Origin of the sequence: Xylanibacter ruminicola (assembly GCF_900142525.1) — a bacterium.
Lineage (GTDB): Bacteria > Bacteroidota > Bacteroidia > Bacteroidales > Bacteroidaceae > Prevotella > Prevotella ruminicola_A.
On sequence record NZ_FRBD01000017.1, the window covers coordinates 1 to 23758 of the forward strand.

Below are 23758 nucleotides of genomic sequence, written 5' to 3' on the forward strand. Positions count from 1 at the left end.
TCAAAGAACTCTTTCTTAGTTTGCTATCGTTTTTGAGCGAAAGCGGGTGCAAAGGTACGGCAATTTTTCCAAACCTCCAAACATTTTCCAAAAAAAATTCCCAAAAACATGAAAGTTTTCGGGAATATTTACATTTTGAGCACTACACCTTATTTATATATATTACTCAAATATCTCTTCGATGTCATTTTCGGTTTCTGATTCGCCTAACGACTCACCACCTAAAGGACACGGATTAAAACCTGGTGGAATATCAAAAACAGCGTCTTCGCTATACCCAAGTTTGGCATCTTTATATACCTTTTGCATATATAGAGCAAAAATAGGCAATGCTCCCGAAGCACCCTGACCCATCGCCATAGAATTGAAGTGGATATCGCGATCATCACCACCAACCCAGCATGCATTTACAAGATTTGGCGTAAGACCTACAAACCAAGCATCGCTATTATTATTAGTGGTACCCGTCTTTCCAGCAAGCTGTCCCTTGAGGTTATATTTGAAGCGCAGACGACTTGCAGTACCTCCATCAACAACATTGCGGAGCATATAAATCATCTTGTGAGCACTTTCCTCACTGATAACCTCGTTCATACGTGGCTGGAACTGTGCAATAACATTTCCTTCGCTATCTTCAATTCTGGTAACAAACATACAAGCAGCACGGATTCCGTGATTAACAAAAGCGGTATAAGCGCTTGCCATCTCGCCTACACTGATATCACAGGGGCCGAGACAGAGTGCCATAGAGGGATGAATATCTGGATTGCGGATACCATACTCATGGAGCAAATCAACAAACGCCTGAGGATTGAGCTTACTCATGAGATAAGCAGAAATCCAGTTATTAGACTGCTGCAAGCCCCACTTGAGCGTAACCATTTCGCCATATCTGGCACGACTACCATTACGCGGTGTCCACGACTGACCAGCAACAACATAAGTCTGCTGAACATTTGGCGCCTCGTCGCAAGGCGAGAAACCATTCTCCATAGCAAGCGAATATAAATATGGTTTAATAGTAGAACCAACCTGACGACGGCCCTCCATCACCATATCATAAGCAAAATGCTCGTAATTCAATCCGCCAACATAAGCTTTCACATGGCCATTCTGTGGGCACATACTTACAAAACCCGTACGAAGGAACGATTTGTAATATTTTATCGAATCAAGTGGCGTCATCGTTGTGTCCACCTCGCCATGATAGGTAAAGACAGACATCTTGGTCTTGGTACGGAACGATTTCTGGATTTCATCCTCTGAAGCACCACTCTCCCTGAGTACACGATATCGCTCACACTGGCGAATAGATCGATTCAATATCTGCTCAACCTGACTCTTTGACAGATTTGTAGAATATGGTGCATTTGTTTTCGTGGCATTCTCTTTATCGAATGCAGGCTGAAGGAATTTTACCACATGTGCATAAGCAGCCTGCTCAGCATATTCCTGCATACGAGAATCGATGGTAGTATAGACTTTCAGACCATCGGTATAGATATTATAATTGTTACCATCGCGCTTCTTGTTTTTATTGCACCAACCGTATAAAGGATCTGTCTCCCAGTTAATTGAGTCGTTGACAAACTTCGCCATATTCCACGAGGGATAATTGGCACGAATAGGTTTCTTAGCCGTCATATACTGGCGCAGATACTCACGGAAGTAAACGGCCAATCCCTCTTTATGATCAGCTACATGGAACTTCAACGTAAGCGGTTCAGCACTATATTTGTCGTACTCAGCATCAGTAATATATCCAGCCTTCACCATCTGAGCCAGCACCACATTACGACGATCGCGGCTGCGCTCTGGATTACGAACAGGATTGAAGTAAGAGGGGTTCTTACATAGTCCAACAAGTGTAGCCGATTCGGTAATACTCAGATCTTTTGGCTCCTTGCTAAAATATACATTTGCTGCAGTCTTGATTCCTACCGCATTATGCAAAAAGTCAAAATAATTCAGATACATTGTCAGAATCTCATCCTTAGTATAGGTGCGCTCCAACTTGACTGCTATCACCCACTCTATTGGCTTTTGTAGAAGTCGCTCAATAGTAGAATGCGCTTGTTCTGAATACAACTGCTTAGCCAACTGCTGGGTGATAGTAGAACCACCACCAGCACTTTTCTGTCCCAGAACGCCACGCTTTATGATAGCGCGCCCAAGTGCGATAAAGTCGATACCAGAGTGCTCGTAGAAACGTACATCCTCAGTTGCTACCAAAGCATGAATCAACGAAGGCGCGATTTTAGAGTAATCCACCATCACACGATTCTCGCGATTAAAATTCCAGGTTCCCAACAATTTGCCATCCGAAGAATATATTTGGGTAGCAAATCGGCTAATCGGATTCTGAAGGTCTTCGATGGGAGGCATATATCCAATCCACCCCCTATCTATGGAATAAAAAGCACCAGCAACAGCCAGCACACTTATGGTCAATAATGTCCATAGAAAATAGACAAATAGCTTTCTCATTTTCTAATTTTGGTTACTTTTTGCAATATCTTGGTGCAAAATTACTATTTTCTTTCAAAATACGGCACGGAAATCAGAAATATTGTGTAATTTTGCGCCAACAAAATAAAAATAGTGAATGAAAAAGCATAATTTTGTGACAATAGCCAATCTCACTAGAGAGAAAATTCTCTATATGATTGAGATGGCAGAGGAGTTCGAGAAGCACCCCAACAGAGAGCTTCTGAAAGGAAAAGTAGTGGCAACTCTTTTCTTCGAGCCATCAACCCGTACCAGACTAAGTTTTGAAACCGCAGCAAACCGTTTAGGTGCCCGAGTTATTGGCTTTGCCGATCCAAAGATTACCAGTGGTACCAAAGGCGAAACGCTTAAGGACACGATTCTGATGGTATCTAACTATGCTGATGTCATTGTGATGCGCCATTATATAGAAGGTGCAGCCCAATATGCATCAGAAGTAGCCCCCGTCCCCATCGTGAATGCAGGCGATGGTGCTCACCAGCATCCTTCGCAGTGTATGCTCGACCTCTACTCTATCTACAAGACACAGGGTACGCTCGACAACCTTAATATATATATGGTGGGAGATTTGAAATACGGACGCACTGTTCACTCGCTGCTGATGGCTATGCGCCACTTCAATCCAACCTTCCACTTTGTAGCACCTAAGGAGTTGGCGATGCCAAAGGAGTACAAGCTGTATTGCGAGGAGCATGGCATCAAGTATCAGGAGCATACAGCCTTTAACGAGAAGGTGATTGCCGATGCAGACATCCTCTATATGACGCGTGTACAGAAAGAGCGATTCTCTGACCTGATGGAATACGAGCGTGTTAAGAATGTATATGTGCTTAACAACGAGCTGCTGAAGAGCGCTAAGCCAAACATGAAGATTCTGCACCCGCTGCCACGTGTAAACGAGATTGCTTACGAGGTTGACGACAACCCACACGCATATTACATCCAGCAGGCCGGCAACGGACTCTTTGCCCGCGAAGCCATCTTCTGCGATGTTTTGGGAATTAGTCTCGACGAAGTTAGAAACGATAAAACCATTATCCTATGAACAAGAAAGAACGCTTGGTTGCCGCCATCGAGAACGGCACAGTGATTGATCATATTCCTACAAACAAGACCTACCAGGTGGCCAGCCTATTGGGACTTTTCACACTGAAAACACCTGTTACCATCGGCTTTAACTACCCCTCGAAGAAAGTTGGATCGAAAGGTATTATCAAGGTGAGCGACAAGTTCTTCACTGATGATGAAATCTCACGCCTCTCGGTAGTAGCCCCAAATGTGATTCTGAGCATTATCCGCGACTACGAGGTGGTGGAGAAGCGCAATGTGGTAACACCGTCGGAGATTAAAGGCATCGTGAAGTGCAACAATCCTAAGTGTATCACTAACAACGAGCCCATGAAGACCCACTTCCACGTGGAGAACGGCATACTTACCTGCCACTACTGCGAAAAGGAACAGGACATCAACAAAGTGGAGCTTTGTTGATTGAACATTGAACATTGAACATTGAACATTGAACATTGAACATTGAACATTTTTTAAACCCAATAAACAAAACAATGAACAGAGACAACACAATCTTTGAGTTGATTGAGAAAGAGCATCAGCGCCAGCTGAAAGGCATTGAGCTGATTGCAAGTGAGAACTTCGTAAGCGACCAGGTGATGGAAGCCATGGGATCTTACCTGACTAACAAGTATGCCGAGGGTTATCCTGGTCACCGTTACTATGGTGGTTGCCAGGTAGTAGACGAGGTTGAGCAGTTGGCTATCGACCGCGTTTGCAAGCTTTTCGGTGCTGAGTATGCTAACGTTCAGCCACACTCTGGTGCACAGGCTAACGCAGCAGTACTGTTGGCAGTACTGAAACCAGGCGACACCTTCATGGGCTTGAACCTTGACCACGGTGGTCACCTCTCACACGGTTCACACGTCAACACCTCTGGTCTTATCTACAATCCTATCGGCTACAACCTGAATAAGGAGACTGGTCGTGTAGACTATGATGAGATGGAGCAGTTGGCCCTTGAGCACAAGCCAAAGCTGATTATCGGTGGTGGTAGTGCTTACAGCCGTGAGTGGGATTACAAGCGTATGCGCGAGATTGCTGATAAGGTAGGCGCTCTGCTGATGATCGACATGGCTCACCCTGCCGGTCTGATTGCAGCTGGTCTGCTTGACAACCCTGTAAAGTACGCTCACATCGTTACTTCTACTACCCACAAAACCCTGCGTGGTCCTCGTGGTGGTATCATCCTGATGGGTAAGGACTTCGAGAATCCTTGGGGCCTGAAGACTCCTAAGGGCGTAGTTAAGATGATGAGCCAGTTGCTGAATTCAGCCGTATTCCCTGGTCAGCAGGGCGGTCCTCTTGAGCACGTGATTGCAGCTAAGGCCGTAGCCTTTGGCGAGGCTTTGCAGCCAGAGTTCAAGGAGTGGGCTAAGCAGGTTCAGAAGAACGCTAAGGTTCTGGCTGATGAGCTGGTTAAGCGTGGCTTCGGCATCGTTAGTGGTGGTACCGACAACCACTCTATGCTGGTTGACCTGCGCTCTAAGTACCCCGATCTTACAGGTAAGGTTGCTGAGAACGCTCTTGTTGCTGCCGACATCACAGTTAACAAGAACATGGTTCCATTCGACAGCCGCAGTGCTTTCCAGACTTCTGGTATCCGTCTTGGAACTCCTGCCATCACCACACGTGGTGCTAAGGAGGATCTGATGGTTCAGATTGCTGCTTGGATTGAGGAGGTTCTGAATGATCCTGAGAACGAGCAGGTTATTGCAAGCGTTCGCGCTCGTGTAAATGAGAAGATGAAGGATTATCCTCTCTTCGCTTACTAAAAAATAAAGCCCCTGCCAATCGGCAGGGGTTAATTTTTTACTTGAGGTTATCATTAAAATGATTTATTGCCTGACGGAACAGATGGTTCCTGGTGTTACCTCCGAAAATACTATGATTTCTATTGGTATAAACTAACTGACGGAAGTCCTTATCAGCCTGAACCAACGCTTCCACATATTCTGCTGTATTCTGATAGTGTACATTATCATCAGCCAGTCCGTGACAAATCAGTAGCGCGCCATGCAGCTGTGATGCACGCGCTATTGGGTTCACATCGTCGTATCCGCTGGCATTCTCCTTAGGTGTGCGCATATATCGCTCTGTGTAGATAGAGTCGTAGTAGCGCCAGCATGTTGGTGGGGCAATAGCAACTCCAGCCTTGAATACGGGGCGACCTTCTGACATGGACATCAGCGTGTTCCATCCGCCATAACTCCAGCCCCAGATACCAATGCGATCCTTGTCTACATAGCCTTGTTTGCCCAGCCAGATGGCAGTCTCCACCTGGTCGCGCGCCTCCAGCTCACCTAGTCGCAGATAGGTACACTTCTCAAACTCAGCTCCACGACCGCCAGTACCGCGATTATCTACACACACGCAGATGTAACCCTGCTGGCAGAGATACTGCTCGAGTATAGCACCATTGCCACTCATACCTATTCCCCACTGGTTCAGCACCTGCTGACTGCCTGGGCCGCCATATTGATACATAATCACAGGATAGCGTTTTGAAGCGTCGAAGTTAGCAGGCTTCACCATCCATCCATTAAGCACTACACCCTCAGAGGTGGCAAACTGGAACATCTCTTTCTTACCAAGGTCGTATTCAGCCAGTTTCTCTTTCAGCTCGTGGTTATCAATCAGCGTAGTCAGCACCTTGCCGTTGTTCTGGCAGATGGTGTACTGGGCAGGATTGTTGATATCGCTCCAGATATTAATAAAGTACTTGAAGTTCTTACTGAAGATGGCGCTGTTCACACCAGCCTTTGGTGTCAGCACCTCAATCTTGCCATTCTGGCGAGCCACCATCACCTGCTGCTCTGTAGCGCCCTTGGGGTTAGCTGCAAAATAAGTATCGCCAGTTTTCTCATCGAAACCATAAACAGCCTTCACCACGTATTTCTCGTTCACAATCTGGCGAAGCAGCTGTCCGTTCAGGTTGTAGAGATACAGGTGGTTATAGCCATCACGCTCGCTTGGCAGCAGGATGTTATTGCTGGTAATCTTTACATCGTCGAGCACCTCTTCCTTCACATACTTGTCAACCTTATCCTCGATAACCAGTTTGCACACGGTAGAAAGCGGATTGGCCATATAGATGCGCAACACGTCCTGATGGCGATTCATCGTAAAGATAGCAATCTTTGCAGGATCGCTGGTAGCCTTGATACGGGGTATATAGTCCTCTGCACCAAGTGGCAGTTCGATTTTACGTGTCTGATGACTCTTGATGTCGTAGCTCCACACGCTCACCTTTGAGTTCACCTCTCCCGGTACAGGATACTTATAGGTATAGTCGCCAGGATATTCAGCAAACTCTTTGCGCTCAGGCTTCAAGCCCTTAAACAACTGCATAGAGTACTGCTTCACAGCGCTCTCGTCGTAGCGAATCCAGAGGATCTGCTTCGAGTCGGCCGAGAACACCATCGACGAGTTAGTCGAGAACTCCTCTTCGTACACCCAGTCGGGTATGCCGTTAATCACCTCATTGCGCTTGCCATCCTTAGTCACCTGACTCTCTGCATTATCGTACAGCAGCTTTACCAGATAGATGTTATTGTCGCGCACAAAGGCTATCTGATTGCCATCAGGCGAGAATACTGGTGTCTGCTGTGGTCCGCCATCGCTCAGTGGCTCCAGCTTGTTGTTTCTGATACTATATATATAATAGGTGGCGGTGAACGAACGACGATAAATCGCCTTGGTGTCTGTTTGTATCAACATTCTTGTGCCATCAGGACTCAGAATGTATCCATCCACGCTCTTTACCTCAGCACCACGAGCGCTGGCAGCATCAAAGAGCACGCCAACCTGCTTACCTGTTTTAAATGAATAAGTTATAATCTGCTTGCCATCCTCGCTAATCTGTGCGTATGTCTCACCATCAGCCATTGGGCGTACAGCACTCATCGACTTGCTTTTAAATACTCCGCCCGTAATCCCTTTCAGCGTCAGTTTCTCTCCAGCAGAAGCAGAAATGGCCAACGCCAGCGATAATCCAAGCGAGAATAATCTCATTTTCTTCATATTTTTACGTTTTTATTGTTTTGAGATTGCAAAGATAGCATTTTTTTCGCTAACTTTGCACACTGATGGATTTAAATAAAGTGAATACACCCTATTATAACGACTACGGCACATGGATTCGCCGTCAGTTTCCCTATCGTGTGCAGAAGATTTCTATCGATGCAGGCTTCACCTGTCCTAATCGCGACGGGCGCATTTCTACAGGTGGTTGTATCTATTGCGACAACCGCACTTTCAACCCCTCTTATTGCCAGCGCCGCCACTCTGTAACCCAGCAGCTCGAAGAGGGCAAGCGCTTCTTTGCCCACAAGTATCCCGACATGAAATACCTGGCCTATTTTCAGGCCTTCACCAATACCTATGCCCCACTCGCCCAACTCAAGGCACTCTACGAGGAGGCACTACAGGTAGATGACATCGTGGGCATCGTCATAGGCACACGCCCTGATTGCGTTTCTGATGAGTTGCTCGACTACCTCGCAGAGCTTAACCAGCGTACCTTTGTTCTTGTGGAATATGGCATCGAAAGCACTAATAACGATACGCTTCTTCGCATCAATCGAGGTCATACCTTCCAGCAGTCGCAAGATGCTATCCAGCGCACCCATCAGCGCGGATTACTCACCGGTGCCCACATCATTCTAGGCCTGCCAGGCGAGGATGCCCGTGAAAGCCTGCGCCAGGCATCCATCATCTCCAGTCTGCCCATTGATATTCTCAAGATCCACCAGATGCAGATTATCCGTGGAACACGACTAGCCACAGAGTACGAGCAGCAGCCGTTCCACATCTATACGGTCGACGAGTACATCCAGCTAATTGCTGAGTATATCCAGCACCTCCGCCCCAATCTGATTCTTGAGCGCTTTGTCTCCCAGTCGCCCAAGGAGCTGCTCGTCGCACCACATTGGGGACTAAAAAACTACGAGTTTACCAATCTCTTGGTAAACTATCTCAAACAGCATAAAATCTTTCAAGGTCAGTTCTTTCTGAAGTCCGAATAGTTGTTGTTTTTCAGCATCTGGTCCAAACTCAGATTCTTGTTGCGCTTCATATATCTCTCTACCATTCTGGTATAGAGCGAGTTAAACACATTCTTGCCCAATGCCTGATTAACCACCCATAGTATTTTTCCAATGTGGGTATCACGCTCCTGCTGACTCAGTGCCTTGTCCTGAGGCATGGGATACAAACTCAGCAGATAGAAACCTATGCAGTCGGGCACGATGTACTGGCGATTCATCAGCTCCAGCTGACTTTTAGAATAGCCGTACTGAGGTTTCTGATACAAAGGATAATCAGTGCCCAGATACTTGTCGAGACAGATACCGATGGTATTATTACCTACTATCACGCTCTGGTCTAGCGAACCTATTTGTGCATAAATTTCAGGAATCTCGATGCCTGGCAGTTTTTCTCGCAGATACTTGAATCCTGTAGTCAGATCGGCATTGATATCATCCATATTGGCATACTGCTGTTCAGCCTCGGCTATCAGCACCTGCAGCGTAGAATCTTGATAGAAACGCAGAAACTTTTTGTTAATCAGCTGATCATCCACCTTTCCCAAACGCAGCACATCCTCAATCAGCGTACGCGTCTGCATGGGATAAACGGTGTTCATCTGCTGCAAAGCTGAAAAATCGCCTGTGGTAAGGTATAGGCTTTGGATACGATCATAGCGATCAACGACAATTTCGGTGTCATCTTCCACCATAAATTGCCATTCGCAACTGATGCATCCTAACATCACTATTAATAAGAAAAAATATACCTTGCGCACGGGCTATTTGATACGAATAATGTATGTATGTTAAAAATTTCGATGCAAATATACTAAAAAGTATTTTAAAAACCAAATTTTAACCTAAAAAGTTTAAATAATTGTGTAAAAACATGCACATTTTTGTTTATTTGTGTAAAAATCAGGGGCATTTTGAATGATTTTCAGTACTTTTGTGTCCTGCTAAGACAAATTTTCAACATGAACAGATTATTACTTTCGGCACTTGTTGCCCTATTTTCATCCACAGCCCTAGCTCAGCGTGTCATCACCGTCAATGTAGCTAACCCATCCAGTGCCAATCGCACTGATCAGCCCGTACTCGTTTCATTAAACGATTATGGATTCGTAAGTCGTGCCATTGTCACTTGCAATGGCCAAGAGATTCCATGCCAACTCGACGATCTGGATCAGAACGACACCTTCGATGAGCTCTGTTTCCTGGTCAATCTTCAGGGCAAGGAGCGCAAGCAATATCAGGTTGAGCTTTATGCCGACCCCAAGCTTGAACCAGCCAACTATCCAGCCCGCGTGTTTGCTGAGATGCTAGTAAGAAACGATAAGGTTAAGCAGAAGAACAAGCACAACAACTTTATCGAGGCCATCACCGCTCGTGGCGATTGCGCCAATTCCTACAACATACAGCACCATCACGGTGTCGACTTCGAGAGTGAGCTCAATGGCATCCGCATCTACTTCGACAAGCGCCAGACGCTCGACCTGTATGGAAAGTTCCAGAAGCGCCTTGAGCTCGAGGCCACCCAGTTCTATACTAGCCAAGAGCAGAAGGCAGAAGGCTATGGCGACGATGTGCTATGGGTGGGCAACACGTTTGGACTTGGTGCCTTCAGAGGATGGGACGGTTCACAGCCCACTATGATCGAGCCTGTTAAGAGCCGCACTCAGCGCATCATCTCTTACGGCCCCCTTCGCACCATCGTCGAGGTCGAAGATAAAGGCTGGTATGTAATGGCTGACAAACCAGCCATTAACACCACTCTGCGTTATATCCAGTACGCAGGCCATCGCGATACCGATGTCGAGGTGTATTTCACTAAGAAACACGTAGATGTGAAGGACTACCGCTTCTCAACAGGCATCATCAATGTCAAGGGTTCTAAGGAGTTCTCTGATAAGAAAGGACTTCGTGGTTGCTGGGGCAGCGATTTCCCCACGGGCGACACCGTCAACTTTAAGCGCGAAACGGTTGGCTTGGGCATTCTCATCCCCAAACAGTACTTAGTTAGCGAGCAACCTGCCAACAAGGATAACTATGCTTTTGTGGTTAGCACCAAGAGCAATGTGCTAACATACAAAATCACATATACCTCTGATAATGAGTCGTTTGGTTATCATTCGGCAGCCGAATGGTTTAACTATCTTGAGCAGTGGCGCAAGGAGGTAGAACAGCCCGTTAAGGTTACTGTGGCAAAGCGCTGAACAGCTTTCGCCCTTTAGCATAATACTGCCAGAGCAGGGAGAAATCCTTTTGCTCTGGTATTTTTTCTACCCTACGCCATTTCTGTATCTCCCGTCTGTCGGCCTTAAAATCCTTCTTCCACGCCTTGAAAGCCTTACGTGCACGATAGATAGCCTTGAAATCGCCAAAATTGCGATTCATCAATAGCGTCTGCCAGGCTGCCAGATAATCCAGGAACCAGCGCCAACGCATCACGTGATTCAACTGCTCGTCAGGCAGGCATTTATACAGCATCGTCAGGTTGTTGCGGAAGTTCAGATACGTCTTCATCGGATTGCCTTTAGGCAGCGTACCGCCCCCCACGTGATACACGTAACTATCTGGTATACAAACTATTCTGCGCCCTTTGATTCGCAGTCGCCAGCACATATCTATCTCCTCGTTATGTGCAAAGAATCTGCCATCAAATCCTTTCACCTCCCAAAAGTCCTTACTGCGTATCATCAGTGCAGCGCCAGTGGCCCACAGTATGTCAGCCACATCGTCATACTGTCCGTTGTCAGCTTCTACAGTCTCGAAAATGCGTCCACGACAGAAAGGATAGCCGTATTTGTCCAAGAATCCCCCACTCGCCCCTGCATATTCAAAACGGTCTTTGTCGAATATCGACAGCAGTTTGGGCTGACAGGCAGCCGTGTCCTGATGGGCATCCATATATTCTATCAAGGGAGTCAGCCAGTGGTGAGTCACCTCTATGTCCGAGTTCAACAGCAGATAGTACTCAGCATCAATCTGCGACAACGCCTTGTTGTAGCCCTCAGCAAATCCCCAGTTCTTATCCAGAAGTACCAGCTCCACCTGCGGATAGTGCGTTCTCAGAAGCTCTATCGAATCGTCAGTCGATGCGTTATCGGCCACATATACCGTTGCCTCGTCTCTCGAGTATTGCAGAACTGATGGCAGATACTTCTCTAGCATCTGCTGTCCGTTCCAGTTCAGTATCACTATAGCTACCTTTTCCATATTTCGCGCGCGTACATTATATAATAGCTTTAAGCGATTCTTTGTCGCGGGTCAGCTCGCCAAGCTTTACTTTTACCAGCTGGTTGTCGAGTGCGGGGTCGGCATCTTTGGCCTGTAGCTCTACACGTATGTAGTTCTTGGTAAACCCGTGCATAGCTCTGCCTCGTGTGGCTTTTTCAAACAGCACCTCGGCCTCTTGGCCTATGTGGCGCTCGTAGAAGGCCTGCGTCTTCTTGTCGCTCAGTTCCAATAGTCGCTTCACTCTCAGCTTCTTGTCTTTCTCGCTCACCACGTAGGGTATGCTCAATGCCGATGTGCCAGGGCGCTCTGAGTATGGGAACACGTGCAGTTGGGTTACATCCAGCCCGTCAAGGAAGTCGTAAGTCTCCTCGAAGCACTCTGGCGTCTCGCCTCTACAGCCCACCATCACGTCTACACCGATAAACGCATCAGGCATCAGCTTCTTAATCTTGTGTATCTTGTCAGCAAACAACTCGCGGTCGTAGTGGCGGTGCATCAGCTTCAGCACGGTGTTGCTTCCACTCTGCAGTGGTATGTGAAAGTGAGGCATAAAGGCCCTACTCTTCGCACAGTATTCTATCAGCTCGTCAGTGGCCAAGTCGGGCTCCAGCGAGCTGATGCGATAACGGCTGATGGCCTCCACCCCGTCTAGCGCCTTCACCAGATCGATAAACTTCTCGCCAGTGGTCTTGCCAAAGTCGCCTATGTTCACGCCCGTCAGCACTATCTCCTTGCCACCCTCGCATGCAGCCTCTTCAGCCTGAGCCACCAGCGATGCGATGGTTGGATTACGCGAGAAACCACGAGCGTATGGTATGGTGCAGTAGGTGCAGAAGTAGTCGCAACCGTCCTGTACTTTCAGGAAGTAGCGCGTTCTGTTGCCCCTAGAGCAGCTTGGCGCAAAAGATTTTATATCCTTAGTTTTCTGGCGATAAAAACGCGCCTTGTACTCCCCGCCCCTTTCAGGGGAGAGGCTAGGGGTGGGGTTACCAGTCCATGCATCTGAAAGAAACTGCACCAGATTCGCCTTCTCGTTCGATCCCAACACCAGGCTCACGCCCTCAATCTGCGCCACCTCGTCGGCCTCCAGCTGCGCATAGCAGCCAGTCACCACCACAAAGGCGCCAGGATTCTCTCTCACCAGTCTGTGTATCGCCTGGCGGCATTTCTTGTCAGCCACCTCAGTCACCGAGCAGGTGTTTATCAGGCAGATGTCAGCCTTCTCCCCTTTCTGCGCTGTAGTCACACCAAGGTCCTGAAGCATCTTACCAAAGGTAGATGTCTCTGAGAAGTTCAACTTACATCCAAGTGTAAAATAGGCAGCCTTTTTGCCCTGAAATGCCGACGTATCTATCATATATAAAATAGGTGTATTGTTTACGGGCACAAAGGTACTACATTTTTTGCAAAAAACATCAATTTTCAGCCATTTTTAGGTAAGACGTGATTTTTACACTAAATTTAACATTTCGTAAGTTGCTGATTTTCAGTCATTTACAAAAAAGTTACAAAAACACCCTAAAAAAAATCGAAAAAAATGATACGTTGTATTAAAATAATGCTTAACTTTGCAGCGTTTTAATAAACAAATGATTGTTTTACAGATTTAAAAAAGCTTAGAAAAATGAAGAAATTAGTATTTATGTTCGTAGCAGTTGCTGCTATCTCTTTCGCATCATGTGGTAACAAGGCTCAGGCTCCTGTACAGGACACTGATTCTATCGCTGAGGTTGCTGATAGCGTTGCTGACAGCCTGGCTGTTGACACTGTAGCTGCTGATTCAGTTCAGTAATCAACCGAACGAACGATTGAGAGAAAAAGCCCGTAGGACTCAGTCCTTCGGGCTTATTTTTTTGCCAAAATGTACCATAAATCCCACCAATATGCCAATGTCAGACAAATGTCAGGCAGATTTTTAGGCCGTTTCGCCATCTCTTTGTACTTTTGCAGTAAAAATGTAAGCGTATGAAGAGATTTCTTTTTTTGGTGTTCGTTGGGTTCATCGCACTTATGATATTCATGTCAGAGTACGAACCAGCCGACGACCCGTTACCTTTGAAGTTAGAACATGCCATCAAGCAGGCTCGCATGGTGGAGTATCAGGATGATGATTACGACTACGTGATTCACTATCCACAATTCTTCGAGCAGACCGACGACTCATTAATGGACAAGGGTGCCTGCCGCTTCACTTTCTGGAAAGATGGCACCGAGGTGGTCCAGTCAGCCTTTATCGAGCACAATCTCGATTCACTTACTACGCAACAAGCTGTAAAGAAATATACACAAGAATTACATGCCACACACCAGCGCTTAGGCAACGATTTCTTCATCCTCTCAGGCTCCCTTCACAGCGATACTGGCCAGATAACAGGCCGCCGTTTCTACGCCAAGTTCGTCAAGCATCGCAAACTCTGGTTTGTACAATCGCTCACCTACCCTGAGGATTGCGAGCCCGTCCTCCAGCGCTTGTTCCACGAGATCGACAACTGGCAAGTGTGGAAGGAATATTAACTTTCTGACACAGAGGTTGTCTGATGAGTGCCAGCAAGTTCGCGACTCTGCTCTATGGGTACATTTCTAGTCTGTTTGTACTGAGCACCGCAACACTGACACTCGTAGGTATCTTCATATTCTTTTACCAAATAGAGAACTTTGTAATCCTTATATTGGCGTACTGAGGTTGTACGAGAATGGTTCCTCTCATTAGATTTATGCGTTTCTGTCCGCCCGCTACTCCAGCGATATGTAATTTCATCCCAAGTCTTCCATCTTTCTGTTTCACGCGAAACCAACTTGTCGTACTCACTCTCTGTACACCATTGTAACGACTCGTTTATCAGTTCCGAATGGATGCGTTCATACGAATCCATTGACTTGCATTGGTTGCAGCGAAGCATCAGAATTTTGTCCATAAAACGGCCTTCAAAGCTAATAGCCATATAAGCTACAACAGGTAAGAAGGCCCACCACCATACCCCCCACGCAAACATCAGCACACACCATACATATAGTAGTACAAGTACTAAGCACGTAGTACACCATTTGATGGCACTGTTGTTCAGCCATATAAGTGGATAACGCAATGGAACCAACGACAGAAAGATATGCCCTAGCAGGAAACAGGTGCCATACAACCAGAAGAAACCAAGAACAAACAACAGCACAATAGACAGATAGTGTTTCCATCCTTCCAGCTCTCTCAACTTAACGCTATACCAATAAAAACTCTCGTTAATCAACGAATGCCCCGCATCAATAATGGAGCCTGCGAGAGGAAGCGTCTTTAAGAAGAACGAATTGCGATCCAGACTGTCACGCCATTGGATATCACCTACACCAGCAGCATCTGTCTTATCGAATGTAATATCAGGAAAAGCATAAATGCCAGTTTTGGTATCTAGTACAGCCACATTTAAGTACATTCTCAAACCTGAATCTACACGGCATACCGTCATGGCATGATCAAAATAGTCTTCCAGTTCAGCAGCAGTCTTCGATTTACAAAGTATCTCGAATTTTTCTTTAGTCACATAATAGGGCCCCATAGGTGTGGTGAGTTGATAGTTGCCTAACTCCAACTCTGTTAGGTATCGTAATTCTGATCGTGTAGCCTGTATTTGCTCACCATCTGAGCACTTCAGATTATACGTATATTTAGAGTCGCCTTTCATACCAAGTATAGTTGCAGTATCGCCAATGTTGGCTTTTACCTCATCACTATGGCCTTTCACTACAACGGCACGCTGATCAATGGCAAGAGGAGAAATCATACCACGCTGACCGTCCATCGTCTCAACCCAATAATAATCATAATCATTAGTTGGTTTTCCAATTCCTAAGACCTTCAGACTATCACCGCGTTTCAGTTTAATGCTCGTAGTGAGCTTGTCAGTGCATCCCCGATTCCAATAGAATGTCATGTCTGCATCTTTTATCAATACTGTTTGTGGTGGTGTTTGGGGAAGCTCACGTCGTGTACGAACCACAGAGAACACCAATAATACCAACACGATGAGTGCAGGAATCAGATTTTTCCAAACCAAAGAAATTTTCATAAGCTTTTATAGTTATTATACGGTTGCAAAGATAACAAGAAATATCGAAATAGTCAAGGAAATAAGGAACAAATAATAAAAAAATGCAGTGGCACCCTCCCACTCTGAACGACCGAACGCAGGTACGCAGGTACATTTTCAATTTCGAAAATTGTAGCAAAAAGCGTTCGAGATGCTGAAGAGAAGAACGGAGAGAAGTAGTATATTTAATATATTATATATCTATATATTATCATATTATATATAATATTATAATATATAAGGTAGATTTCACCTGCTCGTCACTGCCACTTGATTTTACAAAATGTACCTGCGTACCTGCGTTCGCCCCCACCCTGCAAAAACAGGTGTTTGGAGTGGTACGGCAGAATCTATCAGATTATTAACGAGAACCTAACAAATACTACAGAACTTTCTAATAAATAGATAGGAAGTATCTCATAGATTATATTTCGGCAAGACTTTTGGCATGAAATATTATTTTACATTTTAACAATTTAAGAATAATTCTCGAATAATTGACGAAAAATTTGGTGGCCAAAAATTGATTTTGTACCTTTGCAGTGCATTTGGGAAAATGCACTGCAAATATGAACTTACAATACCGGAAGGATGTTGTTCCAAACCAGATTGAGCTCACCTTGGAGGTCTTCTACATCAGAAGTGATGGCGATGACGGCATTCTTTTCGGGCACTACGATGATGTACTGTCCGCGGGCGCCATCAGCACGGAAACAACCTGGACGGCAGCGCCACATCTGATAGCCATAACCCTGCATCCAATCGCTGGTCTCAACGGTCAGGCCTCTCTCCTCAGCCTGCTCGATACGAGTGCCGGGATTGATGCTCTCAACTTGCTTCTTCGACATCTCGGCAACCCAGTCTTCAGGAATAATCTGCTGGCCATTCCACTGCCCCTTCTGCAACAGCAGCTGTCCCATCTTGGCCAGATCCTCAGTCTTAAGATACAAACCCCATCCACCAGTGTTGATACCCTGAGGACTCTCGTCCCATCTGGGCTTGGCAATATGCAGGGGCTGGAACAAACGGGCATCGAGATAGTCGACCACCTTCTGGCCCGTTACCTTCTGAACAATGGCCGAGAGAACGTAAGTGCCCAGGCTGTTGTAACAATAGAAGGTGCCTGGCTTGTGCAGCACGGGATAAGCCATGAAGGTCTGGACCCAATCGGCACTATCGCTACGACCAACGCCTGTAGGATCGGTATCGTGGCCGCACGACATGGTGAGCAGATCGCGCACAGTCATGGCCTTGAGATTATCGCTAACCTCGACTGGCAACTTATCGGGGAAATGGTCTACAATCTTATCTGTAAGTGCCAACTTACCATCGGCAATGGCCAGCCCCACAGCAGTGGCAGTAAACGTTTTACTTACCGAATGGAGCACATGAGGCACGGTATCCACCCCCTGACTCTGCCAGTGGCTGTAGATAACACTACCATCCTTTACAATCATCACGCTGTGGATGTCCATAGAGTCGCTGGCTGCCTGACTAAAGAAGGTGTCCATAGCAGCAGCCACGCTTTCGGGAGTTTCAGCACGAGGCAGATCAATTACTTCTGCCGATTCTTTTACGCTCTTACATGCCGTTAGTGCCACCAGCACCATTGCGGCCAAAAACAGATGCTTTTCCATCTTGAAAATGTGTCAAGTCCTAATACTTATAGTTTATTAATTCTGTGCAAAGATACAATAATTATTGATTATCACATGGTTTTTAAGCAGAAAAATGTAACTTTGCAGCGAAAAAAATATCGTTTTGTGCAACTATAAGCAAAAGTGAGTCGTCATTGATGCAGATGATTATTAAAAAACAGATTATGACCAAAGAGAAATTCGAGGTGATTTACCGTAAACACTACCCGGAGATGTATCGACTGGCAAGGACGATGCTCTACGACACCGACGAAAGCAAAGACGTGGTGAGCGAGGTATTCGTGAAATTGCTAAGGGCAGACATCGAGCCACAGGAGGACAAGATAGAGGCCTACCTGATGACGAGCGTAAGGAACAAATGCCGCGACGTACTAAGCCATAAGAACGTGCGAGAGCGGGTGGAACATCTGTTTCAAACGGAGATGATGCAGAACCGCATGGTGACGACGAACGACGACGACCGGCTGGAACGCCTGAACGCGTGGATAGACCGCGAACTGCCACCACTGAGCAAGCAGATACTGAAGCTGAGGTTTCTGGGCGAGATGAGCTACGACGAAGTGGCTAAGGCCACTGGGGTGGAAAGAACCACAGTTTACAGGCATCTAACGAAATCGATTGAGAGTATTAGGGAGTATTTTAACGCAACAACAAAACGATAAAGAATTATGAGGAATCAAGACAAAATAGACCTGCTACTTGACATGCAGGAGCACCCGGAGAAATACAGCAACGAGCAGCTGAACAGCCTGCTGGCCGAAGACACAGAGCTGGCAGAGATGATGGAGCAGCTGGCTACCGCCAAGCGCGCACTGACCAAACAGGAGGCCAACGAAGAAGAGATTGACATAGATAAGGAGTGGGTAGAGTTTGCCGCCAAGCACCACCTGGAATTTGATGCCCCCCAAACCAAGCACGTCATGATGCCGCTAAGGAAGATAGCAGCCATGCTGATAGGCGCTGTGCTGACAGCAGGCGTGGCCTTTGCCGCCATACAGATAGTAAAGAGCGTAAGCCAGCCTGCCCCTAAGCCCACAAAGATCGAGGCACCAGCAGCTGCGCCAGCATCCACACAGTATGATGACGAAACGCCCACAGACACCATTGCTGCAGCAAAACCAGTGGTGTTCGACAACGTAGAACTGACTAAGATTCTGCCACAGATAGCTGCGCACTATGGCGCTGAGGTGGAGTTTGAAAACGAAGACGCACGCCAATACAGGCTCTACTTTGAATGGAACAGCCAGGAGACGCTGAAGCACGTGGTGGAGCGACTGAACCGCTTTGAGAGCATTAACATAGAACTGAACGACCATAAGCTGACCATAAAATAATGAAACGCAACATATTCTCTCTCTTATTCTGCTGCCTGGCCTTTACGGGCTGGGCGCAGAATATAACCCGCGACTACAACAACGTGTCGATAAGCGATGCGCTGCGACAACTGAACGAGCAGCATAAGGACTACACCATCAGCTTTATGTATAATGAGCTGGAGGACTTCCGCATCACCACAAAAATACGCAATAAATCACTACCAGACGCCATACAGCAGATGATAGGCTTCTACCCTATCCACATGACGATAGAGGGAAACGAGATAACCGTGGAGTGCCCACAGAAAAGCATACCCCGCTACAAGGGCACGATAGTGGACCAGCAGAACCAACCCGTGGCCTACGCCAACATAGCACTGCTATCGACAGAAGACTCGACACTGATAGCAGGAGGCGTGTCGAACGAGAGCGGCCTGTTTGTCATCCCCTGCGATCAGAAGCCCGTATTGGCACGCATATCGTATGTGGGCTACAAAACCATCTACAAACAGTGCAGCAGCACGCAGACGGGCACCATACACCTGACGCCCGAAAACCACATGCTGAAAAACGTGGTGGTGAAAGGCACACAGCAGTACCAGATGACCATGGGCGGCATGGAGATTGCGGTAGAAGGCACCCTGCTGGCCAAAATGGGAACAGCACTCGACGTGCTGGGGCAGCTGCCACGCGTATCAGTCAATGGCAGCAATGTGACCGTGTTTGGCAAGGGCGCACCACTTATCTACATCAACAACAAGAAGATGATGAACACACAGGAGCTGCAGCAGCTGAAGTCGGAGGACATCAAGTCGATTGAAGTCATTACCAGTCCTGGTGCACAGTACGATGCCGAGGTGGAATCAGTGATCAGAATAAAAACGCGCAAGCGCACTGCAGAGGGGCTGAGCGTACGCAACGATGCCAACGTGAGCTACAACAACTGGTGGAACGGATATGAGGAGCTGATGCTGAAATATCAGACAAAAAAGTTTGAGATTATCAATGATGCATACATATACAGCAGTGCATTCGGAGAGGACAACAACCTTGACTTTAACATACACACAGATAAGGACGACATCAAGGTGAAACAGTACATCCCCATATCAACGCGACAGACTGGCGTATCGGAGTACGTGGCAAGCGACTACTGGGTGAACGACAGCAACTCGATTGGTGCATCGTATCATTACTACACCATGATACACTCGAAGAGCACAGGATGGAGCCGACAAGAGATATCGAGAAACGGCGTGATGGAGGGCATAGTGAACGCAACAGAGGAAATGAGCCCCATACCACACCGACACACACTGAACGCGTACTACCAGGGAAAGATAGGACAGATGGGGATAGACCTGAACGGTACGTATTACTACGGCACTGACAAGCGTAACGACCTGACCATAGAGACGAGCGAAGAACTTGACAACCGCAACGTACACTCGAACAGCAAGGAGAGCAACCACATGTATGCCGCCAAGCTGATATTGGACTACCCCGTGATGGGCGGAAAACTGAAAGTGGGCACAGAGCTCACAAAGACAAAATCGCACGGTGTGTTTATCAACGAAGAGGGATACGTGTCATCGTCGGAGACAGACATCAAGGAGCACAACATTGCAGGATTTGCTCAGTACGAGCTATCAGCAGGTCACTGGTACATGGGCGCTGGAGTGAGATACGAGGATGTGGTGAGGAACTACTATCTGTATGGTGTGAAGCAGGACGACGTGAGCCGCACCTACCACAACCTGTTCCCCAACCTCAGCGTGACATGGAGAAAGGACGACTGGAGCTGGCAACTGAGCATGAACGAGAAGATGCATCGCCCAAGCTATCACAACCTAAGAAACTACATGCAATACGACAACCGCTATATGTACGAGGGCGGTAACCCCGCATTGCGCCCAGAGAAGGTATACAACATTGAGACAGGAGCTACCTACAGATGGATAAGCGCCACACTGGGATACACCTATATTAAGGATGCCATGGTGTGGGTAAAGAAACTGCTGGACAATCAGGAAATAACATATACCACCAACATGAACTTTGACCATCACCAATCACTGTATGGCAACATTTTTCTGGCTCCCATATTCAAGAAATATCGCCCCACACTTGAACTCTCGTACGAACAGCAGATATTTAACACCAAGGATTATGGAAGCGACATAAACCTGAACAAGCCTTCGTTCAGAATAAAATGGAACAACAGATTCGTGTTCAGCAAGTCGCTGATGGCAGGATTCTCACTAAGGGCTTACACCTGCAGCTACGAGGGATTCCGCAAGATGCGCGAACGCTTCAGCGTGGATGCCGCCATTAGGAAATCGTTTGAAAACGAACGCTGGGTGGTGACGCTGACTGCTGACGACATATTTAAGACCATACGCGAGCGATGGACTATGTACGGAATGGGCGCTGAAGCCAGCAAGGACTGTTACAACTACAGCCGTAGCATAGCGCTACGAGTGACCTATAACTTCAACAATACCCGCACCAAGTACAAGGGTACTGGCGCAGGTAATGACGAAAAGAGGAGAATGTGATTATTCTTTTAGTTTCTTAATACTCATTTCGAACACATTCTGAATGAGTTCATCGGTAGTTTTCTCCTTGAGCTTGGTGAGTTCGTTGATAACCAGCGTTTTCTCATCAGGCTCGAGTATGGCCGATTTCTTGCAGAGACTATAGATAGATGTGGCATAGTGAGTGGCAGTAGAGCCATCAGGATTCTTCAGGAACAGGCGCTTGTAGGCATTGAACTCGCTGAGCCATGACTCGGGGGTCCTAGCGCGATTGGCCAACAAAGAATCGATGTTAATCATGTTACCACCATTATTCATGTTCTCCTCAATTATGTCACGAATGCCGTCAATATCAACATCTTTGCCATTAATCTTAATGCCTTCTAACAATATTTTGTCATTATCTGCACTACCACCTTTATACTTCTTACCATTGATAAAAATGCGATTCATGACTTTGCCTTCGCCAGAGCCTGTTGTAGCGCTCTCGTTTATTACATCCTTGCCATTCACGATAACGCGACTCACATTAGTTTTCTTGGCTTTTCCATCGCGTGCTTCTGGGCGCAGGGCATAAGTAACAGCCAGGCGCACCTTAGTCTTTTTAGCCTTCTCGGCCCACTCCAATGCGTAGGCATAGCGATAACGATGATCAGGATCGTCCTTATCAGCAAAACAGGCATAGATGTACTCAGACCCTTTCATAGAACCAATAGACACTGACTGATGTCGGCCATCGCCCACAAAAAGTGTGACTGGAGCAAAACCTAATGATTCGAAAAGACTTGAAAAGCTCTCTGTTTCAACACCCTCGCCATCTTTTTCGCGCAGGCCAGAATTAACTGAATAAGCATCCTTTCTATCTTTATCAAAAGCCTTACGGACATCATTTAAGCGATTGAGAGCTGAACTGGAACTGATTGTCAAATCGTAGACATCGGCCAGAGCCGTCATACGTCCAGTCTCAGGGTCACGATCAAGCACATGGCGCGTCTTGTTCTCGGTAACTTTGTCATTAAGCAGGGCATCGAATGCTTTCTTGATGTTCTGCTGAGCCATCATGGTTGAAGGCATGGCCAACAACATGGCTGAGAGGAAAAAGTATTTACTCTTCATATGCAATTAATTTTTCTTGTTCGTTAATATAGATTATGGTACCATCTTCTTGCATGACGGGAATGTAGCCATAAGCAGCCAACTGAGCATTGAGGATCTCCATCTGAGCCTTGACTTGCTCGGCCTGAGCCATCAGCGCGTAAGCCTTATCGTAATCATGAATAGTAGGCTCAGACTTTCGCATGCTACGCTTCTTGGCCTTCGACTTTACTGGTTGCTGTGGCGATGCTATAGGTATTACTGGTTGAGCAGCAACAGTATCGCTGCGCTCAGCTGACTGAGCATCAGGCTGTGCTGACTGCTGAGCGGTGGTGTCGGCCTGAGCTACGAGTGGTGAAGTAGGAGCCAATTGGGTCTGGCGCTGGGGAACAGCGAGATACAACACGCCTGCCACAACAGCTGCAGCTGCAATGCTCCATACGGCCCAACGGCGATGGGATTTGGGCTGTGGCGCCATAGCCTCGATCTCCAGGAACATCTGCTGATAGCAGAGCCACTCCTCAGGGATGTTCTCGCCCTTGAAGTACTGGGCAAGAATGGTCTCCTCGTCGAGTGTAGAAGTGCCATCCATATACTTCAGGAGCAACTTCTCGATAACCTCTTTAGTGTACTGTATCATTGTTTGTTTCGCTGTTTGATTTCTTCTAATAATGTGTGGCGCGCCCTGGCCAACAGTGTACTTACTGATGTGGGCTCAATGCCAAGTAGTGTAGCAATCTCTTCGTGACTGCGCCTTTCAACTTGCCTGAGATAAAGCAGAGTGCGCTGGGTGGTGGGCAGCTGCTGGAGGCGGGCGGTGAGCCATTCTTCGTTCTCCTTCGTCACAAGCTCTTCGTGGGGACTAGCAGTAAGACTCACGGTGATGGCCTCTGAGAGTGCCTCTGCAGGTTTTCGACGCTGATGATTGTGCAACAAACGACGTGACATCAGGGCGACAATGGCCTCAACAGAGTTATATCGATCGAGTTCGTCGTGCATCTGCCATAGGCGGAGCATCACATCCTGCGCGATGTCTTCGGCCTCGGCCTTACCCGCCCCGTAGTGGATACTAACGCTTAGCGCCTTTTCGCGCCACGTGCGGGCCATTTGTTCGAATGCACTTTTTTCCATCTAACTTTTGCTTTATACCAATTAGACACACAAAAGCAGAAAAACCAAACTTTGATTAACTTAGTTTAACAAGAAAAAGAAATCCCGAGGGTTTGT

Annotated in this window: 20 protein-coding genes; 10 read left to right on the top strand and 10 right to left on the bottom strand. The window is 47.0% G+C overall.

The genetic code is table 11. The features are described 5' to 3' along the window. Positions 1–162: 162 nt before the first annotated feature. Positions 163–2487, bottom strand: coding sequence for a transglycosylase domain-containing protein (locus BUB86_RS11285; protein ID WP_073209564.1), 2325 nt, complete (start codon positions 2485–2487; stop codon positions 163–165). A gap of 118 nt (positions 2488–2605) precedes the next feature. Here BUB86_RS11285 and pyrB point away from each other — a divergent pair, with 118 nt between their 5' ends. The 3 genes from pyrB (at position 2606) to glyA (ending at position 5351) form a co-directional block, all read left to right on the top strand. Next, positions 2606–3553, top strand: coding sequence for an aspartate carbamoyltransferase (gene pyrB / locus BUB86_RS11290; RefSeq protein ID WP_073209566.1), 948 nt, complete (start codon positions 2606–2608; stop codon positions 3551–3553). Then, a complete protein-coding gene (locus BUB86_RS11295) occupies positions 3550–3996 on the top strand; it encodes an aspartate carbamoyltransferase regulatory subunit (RefSeq protein WP_073209569.1) in 447 nt (148 codons plus the stop codon). The genes pyrB and BUB86_RS11295 overlap by 4 nt, the downstream gene beginning before the upstream one ends. Positions 3997–4070: 74 nt before the next feature. Next, a complete protein-coding gene (gene glyA, locus BUB86_RS11300) occupies positions 4071–5351 on the top strand; it encodes a serine hydroxymethyltransferase (protein WP_073209571.1) in 1281 nt (426 codons plus the stop codon). A gap of 37 nt (positions 5352–5388) precedes the next feature. On the opposite strand, the gene BUB86_RS11305 is transcribed toward glyA, so the two are convergent. Then, on the bottom strand, positions 5389–7599 hold the full coding sequence (locus tag BUB86_RS11305; protein WP_073209573.1) for a S9 family peptidase: 2211 nt from the start codon (positions 7597–7599) through the stop codon (positions 5389–5391). Between the two features lie 65 nt (positions 7600–7664). On the opposite strand from BUB86_RS11305, the gene BUB86_RS11310 reads away from it, so the two are divergent. Then, positions 7665–8603, top strand: coding sequence for a TIGR01212 family radical SAM protein (locus tag BUB86_RS11310; protein WP_073209575.1), 939 nt, complete (start codon positions 7665–7667; stop codon positions 8601–8603). On the opposite strand, the gene BUB86_RS11315 is transcribed toward BUB86_RS11310, so the two are convergent. Further along, positions 8579–9316 (bottom strand): gliding motility protein GldB, encoded by a 738-nt coding sequence (locus BUB86_RS11315; RefSeq protein ID WP_317041763.1) that lies wholly within the window; start codon positions 9314–9316, stop codon positions 8579–8581. The two genes, BUB86_RS11310 and BUB86_RS11315, sit on opposite strands and share 25 nt — an antisense overlap. Positions 9317–9583: 267 nt before the next feature. On the opposite strand from BUB86_RS11315, the gene BUB86_RS11320 reads away from it, so the two are divergent. Further along, complete coding sequence (locus tag BUB86_RS11320; RefSeq protein ID WP_073209581.1) at positions 9584–10822, top strand: DUF4861 domain-containing protein; 1239 nt, start codon at positions 9584–9586, stop codon at positions 10820–10822. Here BUB86_RS11320 and BUB86_RS11325 read toward each other — a convergent pair. After that, positions 10803–11825, bottom strand: a complete 1023-nt coding sequence (locus BUB86_RS11325; protein ID WP_073209583.1) for a glycosyltransferase family 2 protein — start codon at positions 11823–11825, stop codon at positions 10803–10805. The two genes, BUB86_RS11320 and BUB86_RS11325, sit on opposite strands and share 20 nt — an antisense overlap. Positions 11826–11841: 16 nt before the next feature. Beyond that, positions 11842–13203 carry a tRNA (N(6)-L-threonylcarbamoyladenosine(37)-C(2))-methylthiotransferase MtaB gene (gene mtaB, locus BUB86_RS11330; protein WP_073209775.1) on the bottom strand — a complete coding sequence of 454 codons (1362 nt, stop codon included), beginning with the start codon at positions 13201–13203 and terminating at the stop codon, positions 11842–11844. Positions 13204–13470: 267 nt separating this feature from the next. On the opposite strand from mtaB, the gene BUB86_RS17675 reads away from it, so the two are divergent. Both BUB86_RS17675 and BUB86_RS11335 read left to right on the top strand, forming a co-directional pair. Further along, positions 13471–13638: a hypothetical protein gene (locus BUB86_RS17675; RefSeq protein ID WP_175549488.1), complete on the top strand. Its 168-nt coding sequence runs from the start codon at positions 13471–13473 to the stop codon at positions 13636–13638. Between the two features lie 173 nt (positions 13639–13811). Continuing rightward, complete coding sequence (locus BUB86_RS11335) at positions 13812–14360, top strand: hypothetical protein (protein WP_073209585.1); 549 nt, start codon at positions 13812–13814, stop codon at positions 14358–14360. Here the strand turns inward: BUB86_RS11335 and BUB86_RS11340 are convergent. Together BUB86_RS11340 and BUB86_RS11345 are read right to left on the bottom strand one after the other, a co-directional pair. Further along, positions 14357–15904 (bottom strand): hypothetical protein, encoded by a 1548-nt coding sequence (locus BUB86_RS11340; protein ID WP_073209587.1) that lies wholly within the window; start codon positions 15902–15904, stop codon positions 14357–14359. The genes BUB86_RS11335 and BUB86_RS11340 overlap by 4 nt on opposite strands. 596 nt (positions 15905–16500) lie before the next feature. Further along, the gene (locus BUB86_RS11345; protein ID WP_073209589.1) at positions 16501–17562 is read right to left on the bottom strand and encodes a serine hydrolase domain-containing protein; all 1062 of its coding nucleotides are present in this window, start codon (positions 17560–17562) and stop codon (positions 16501–16503) included. 164 nt (positions 17563–17726) lie between these two features. Between BUB86_RS11345 and BUB86_RS11350 the strand changes: the two genes are divergently transcribed. From BUB86_RS11350 to BUB86_RS11360, 3 genes are read left to right on the top strand one after another with little or no spacing between them, the layout of a single operon-like run. Next, entirely contained in the window at positions 17727–18245 is a 519-nt protein-coding gene (locus tag BUB86_RS11350) for an RNA polymerase sigma factor (RefSeq protein ID WP_175549489.1), read from the top strand. 6 nt (positions 18246–18251) lie between these two features. Further along, positions 18252–18917: a DUF4974 domain-containing protein gene (locus tag BUB86_RS11355; protein ID WP_073209590.1), complete on the top strand. Its 666-nt coding sequence runs from the start codon at positions 18252–18254 to the stop codon at positions 18915–18917. After that, complete coding sequence (locus tag BUB86_RS11360) at positions 18917–21457, top strand: TonB-dependent receptor domain-containing protein (RefSeq protein ID WP_073209591.1); 2541 nt, start codon at positions 18917–18919, stop codon at positions 21455–21457. Before BUB86_RS11355 ends, BUB86_RS11360 begins: the two co-directional genes overlap by 1 nt. On the opposite strand, the gene BUB86_RS11365 is transcribed toward BUB86_RS11360, so the two are convergent. From BUB86_RS11365 to BUB86_RS11375, 3 genes are read right to left on the bottom strand one after another with little or no spacing between them, the layout of a single operon-like run. After that, on the bottom strand, positions 21458–22552 hold the full coding sequence (locus BUB86_RS11365) for a hypothetical protein (RefSeq protein ID WP_073209592.1): 1095 nt from the start codon (positions 22550–22552) through the stop codon (positions 21458–21460). After that, the gene (locus BUB86_RS11370) at positions 22542–23171 is read right to left on the bottom strand and encodes a hypothetical protein (RefSeq protein ID WP_073209593.1); all 630 of its coding nucleotides are present in this window, start codon (positions 23169–23171) and stop codon (positions 22542–22544) included. Before BUB86_RS11370 ends, BUB86_RS11365 begins: the two co-directional genes overlap by 11 nt. Next, a complete protein-coding gene (locus tag BUB86_RS11375) occupies positions 23168–23662 on the bottom strand; it encodes an RNA polymerase sigma factor (RefSeq protein ID WP_073209595.1) in 495 nt (164 codons plus the stop codon). The genes BUB86_RS11370 and BUB86_RS11375 overlap by 4 nt, the downstream gene beginning before the upstream one ends. Between the last annotated feature and the right edge of the window lie 96 nt (positions 23663–23758).

Coding starts and splice junctions, on each gene's coding strand:
- BUB86_RS11345 (WP_073209589.1), bottom strand. CDS start 17,562: ATGGAAAAGCATCTGTTTTTGGCCGCAATGGTGCTGGTGGCACTAACG.
- BUB86_RS11375 (WP_073209595.1), bottom strand. CDS start 23,662: ATGGAAAAAAGTGCATTCGAACAAATGGCCCGCACGTGGCGCGAAAAG.
- BUB86_RS11305 (WP_073209573.1), bottom strand. CDS start 7,599: ATGAAGAAAATGAGATTATTCTCGCTTGGATTATCGCTGGCGTTGGCC.
- BUB86_RS11365 (WP_073209592.1), bottom strand. CDS start 22,552: ATGAAGAGTAAATACTTTTTCCTCTCAGCCATGTTGTTGGCCATGCCT.
- BUB86_RS11335 (WP_073209585.1), top strand. CDS start 13,812: ATGAAGAGATTTCTTTTTTTGGTGTTCGTTGGGTTCATCGCACTTATG.
- pyrB (WP_073209566.1), top strand. CDS start 2,606: ATGAAAAAGCATAATTTTGTGACAATAGCCAATCTCACTAGAGAGAAA.
- BUB86_RS11340 (WP_073209587.1), bottom strand. CDS start 15,904: ATGAAAATTTCTTTGGTTTGGAAAAATCTGATTCCTGCACTCATCGTG.
- BUB86_RS11295 (WP_073209569.1), top strand. CDS start 3,550: ATGAACAAGAAAGAACGCTTGGTTGCCGCCATCGAGAACGGCACAGTG.
- BUB86_RS11315 (WP_317041763.1), bottom strand. CDS start 9,316: ATGGTGGAAGATGACACCGAAATTGTCGTTGATCGCTATGATCGTATC.
- mtaB (WP_073209775.1), bottom strand. CDS start 13,203: ATGATAGATACGTCGGCATTTCAGGGCAAAAAGGCTGCCTATTTTACA.
- BUB86_RS11325 (WP_073209583.1), bottom strand. CDS start 11,825: ATGGAAAAGGTAGCTATAGTGATACTGAACTGGAACGGACAGCAGATG.
- glyA (WP_073209571.1), top strand. CDS start 4,071: ATGAACAGAGACAACACAATCTTTGAGTTGATTGAGAAAGAGCATCAG.
- BUB86_RS11285 (WP_073209564.1), bottom strand. CDS start 2,487: ATGAGAAAGCTATTTGTCTATTTTCTATGGACATTATTGACCATAAGT.
- BUB86_RS11355 (WP_073209590.1), top strand. CDS start 18,252: ATGAGGAATCAAGACAAAATAGACCTGCTACTTGACATGCAGGAGCAC.
- BUB86_RS11350 (WP_175549489.1), top strand. CDS start 17,727: ATGATTATTAAAAAACAGATTATGACCAAAGAGAAATTCGAGGTGATT.
- BUB86_RS11310 (WP_073209575.1), top strand. CDS start 7,665: ATGGATTTAAATAAAGTGAATACACCCTATTATAACGACTACGGCACA.
- BUB86_RS11360 (WP_073209591.1), top strand. CDS start 18,917: ATGAAACGCAACATATTCTCTCTCTTATTCTGCTGCCTGGCCTTTACG.
- BUB86_RS11370 (WP_073209593.1), bottom strand. CDS start 23,171: ATGATACAGTACACTAAAGAGGTTATCGAGAAGTTGCTCCTGAAGTAT.
- BUB86_RS17675 (WP_175549488.1), top strand. CDS start 13,471: ATGAAGAAATTAGTATTTATGTTCGTAGCAGTTGCTGCTATCTCTTTC.
- BUB86_RS11320 (WP_073209581.1), top strand. CDS start 9,584: ATGAACAGATTATTACTTTCGGCACTTGTTGCCCTATTTTCATCCACA.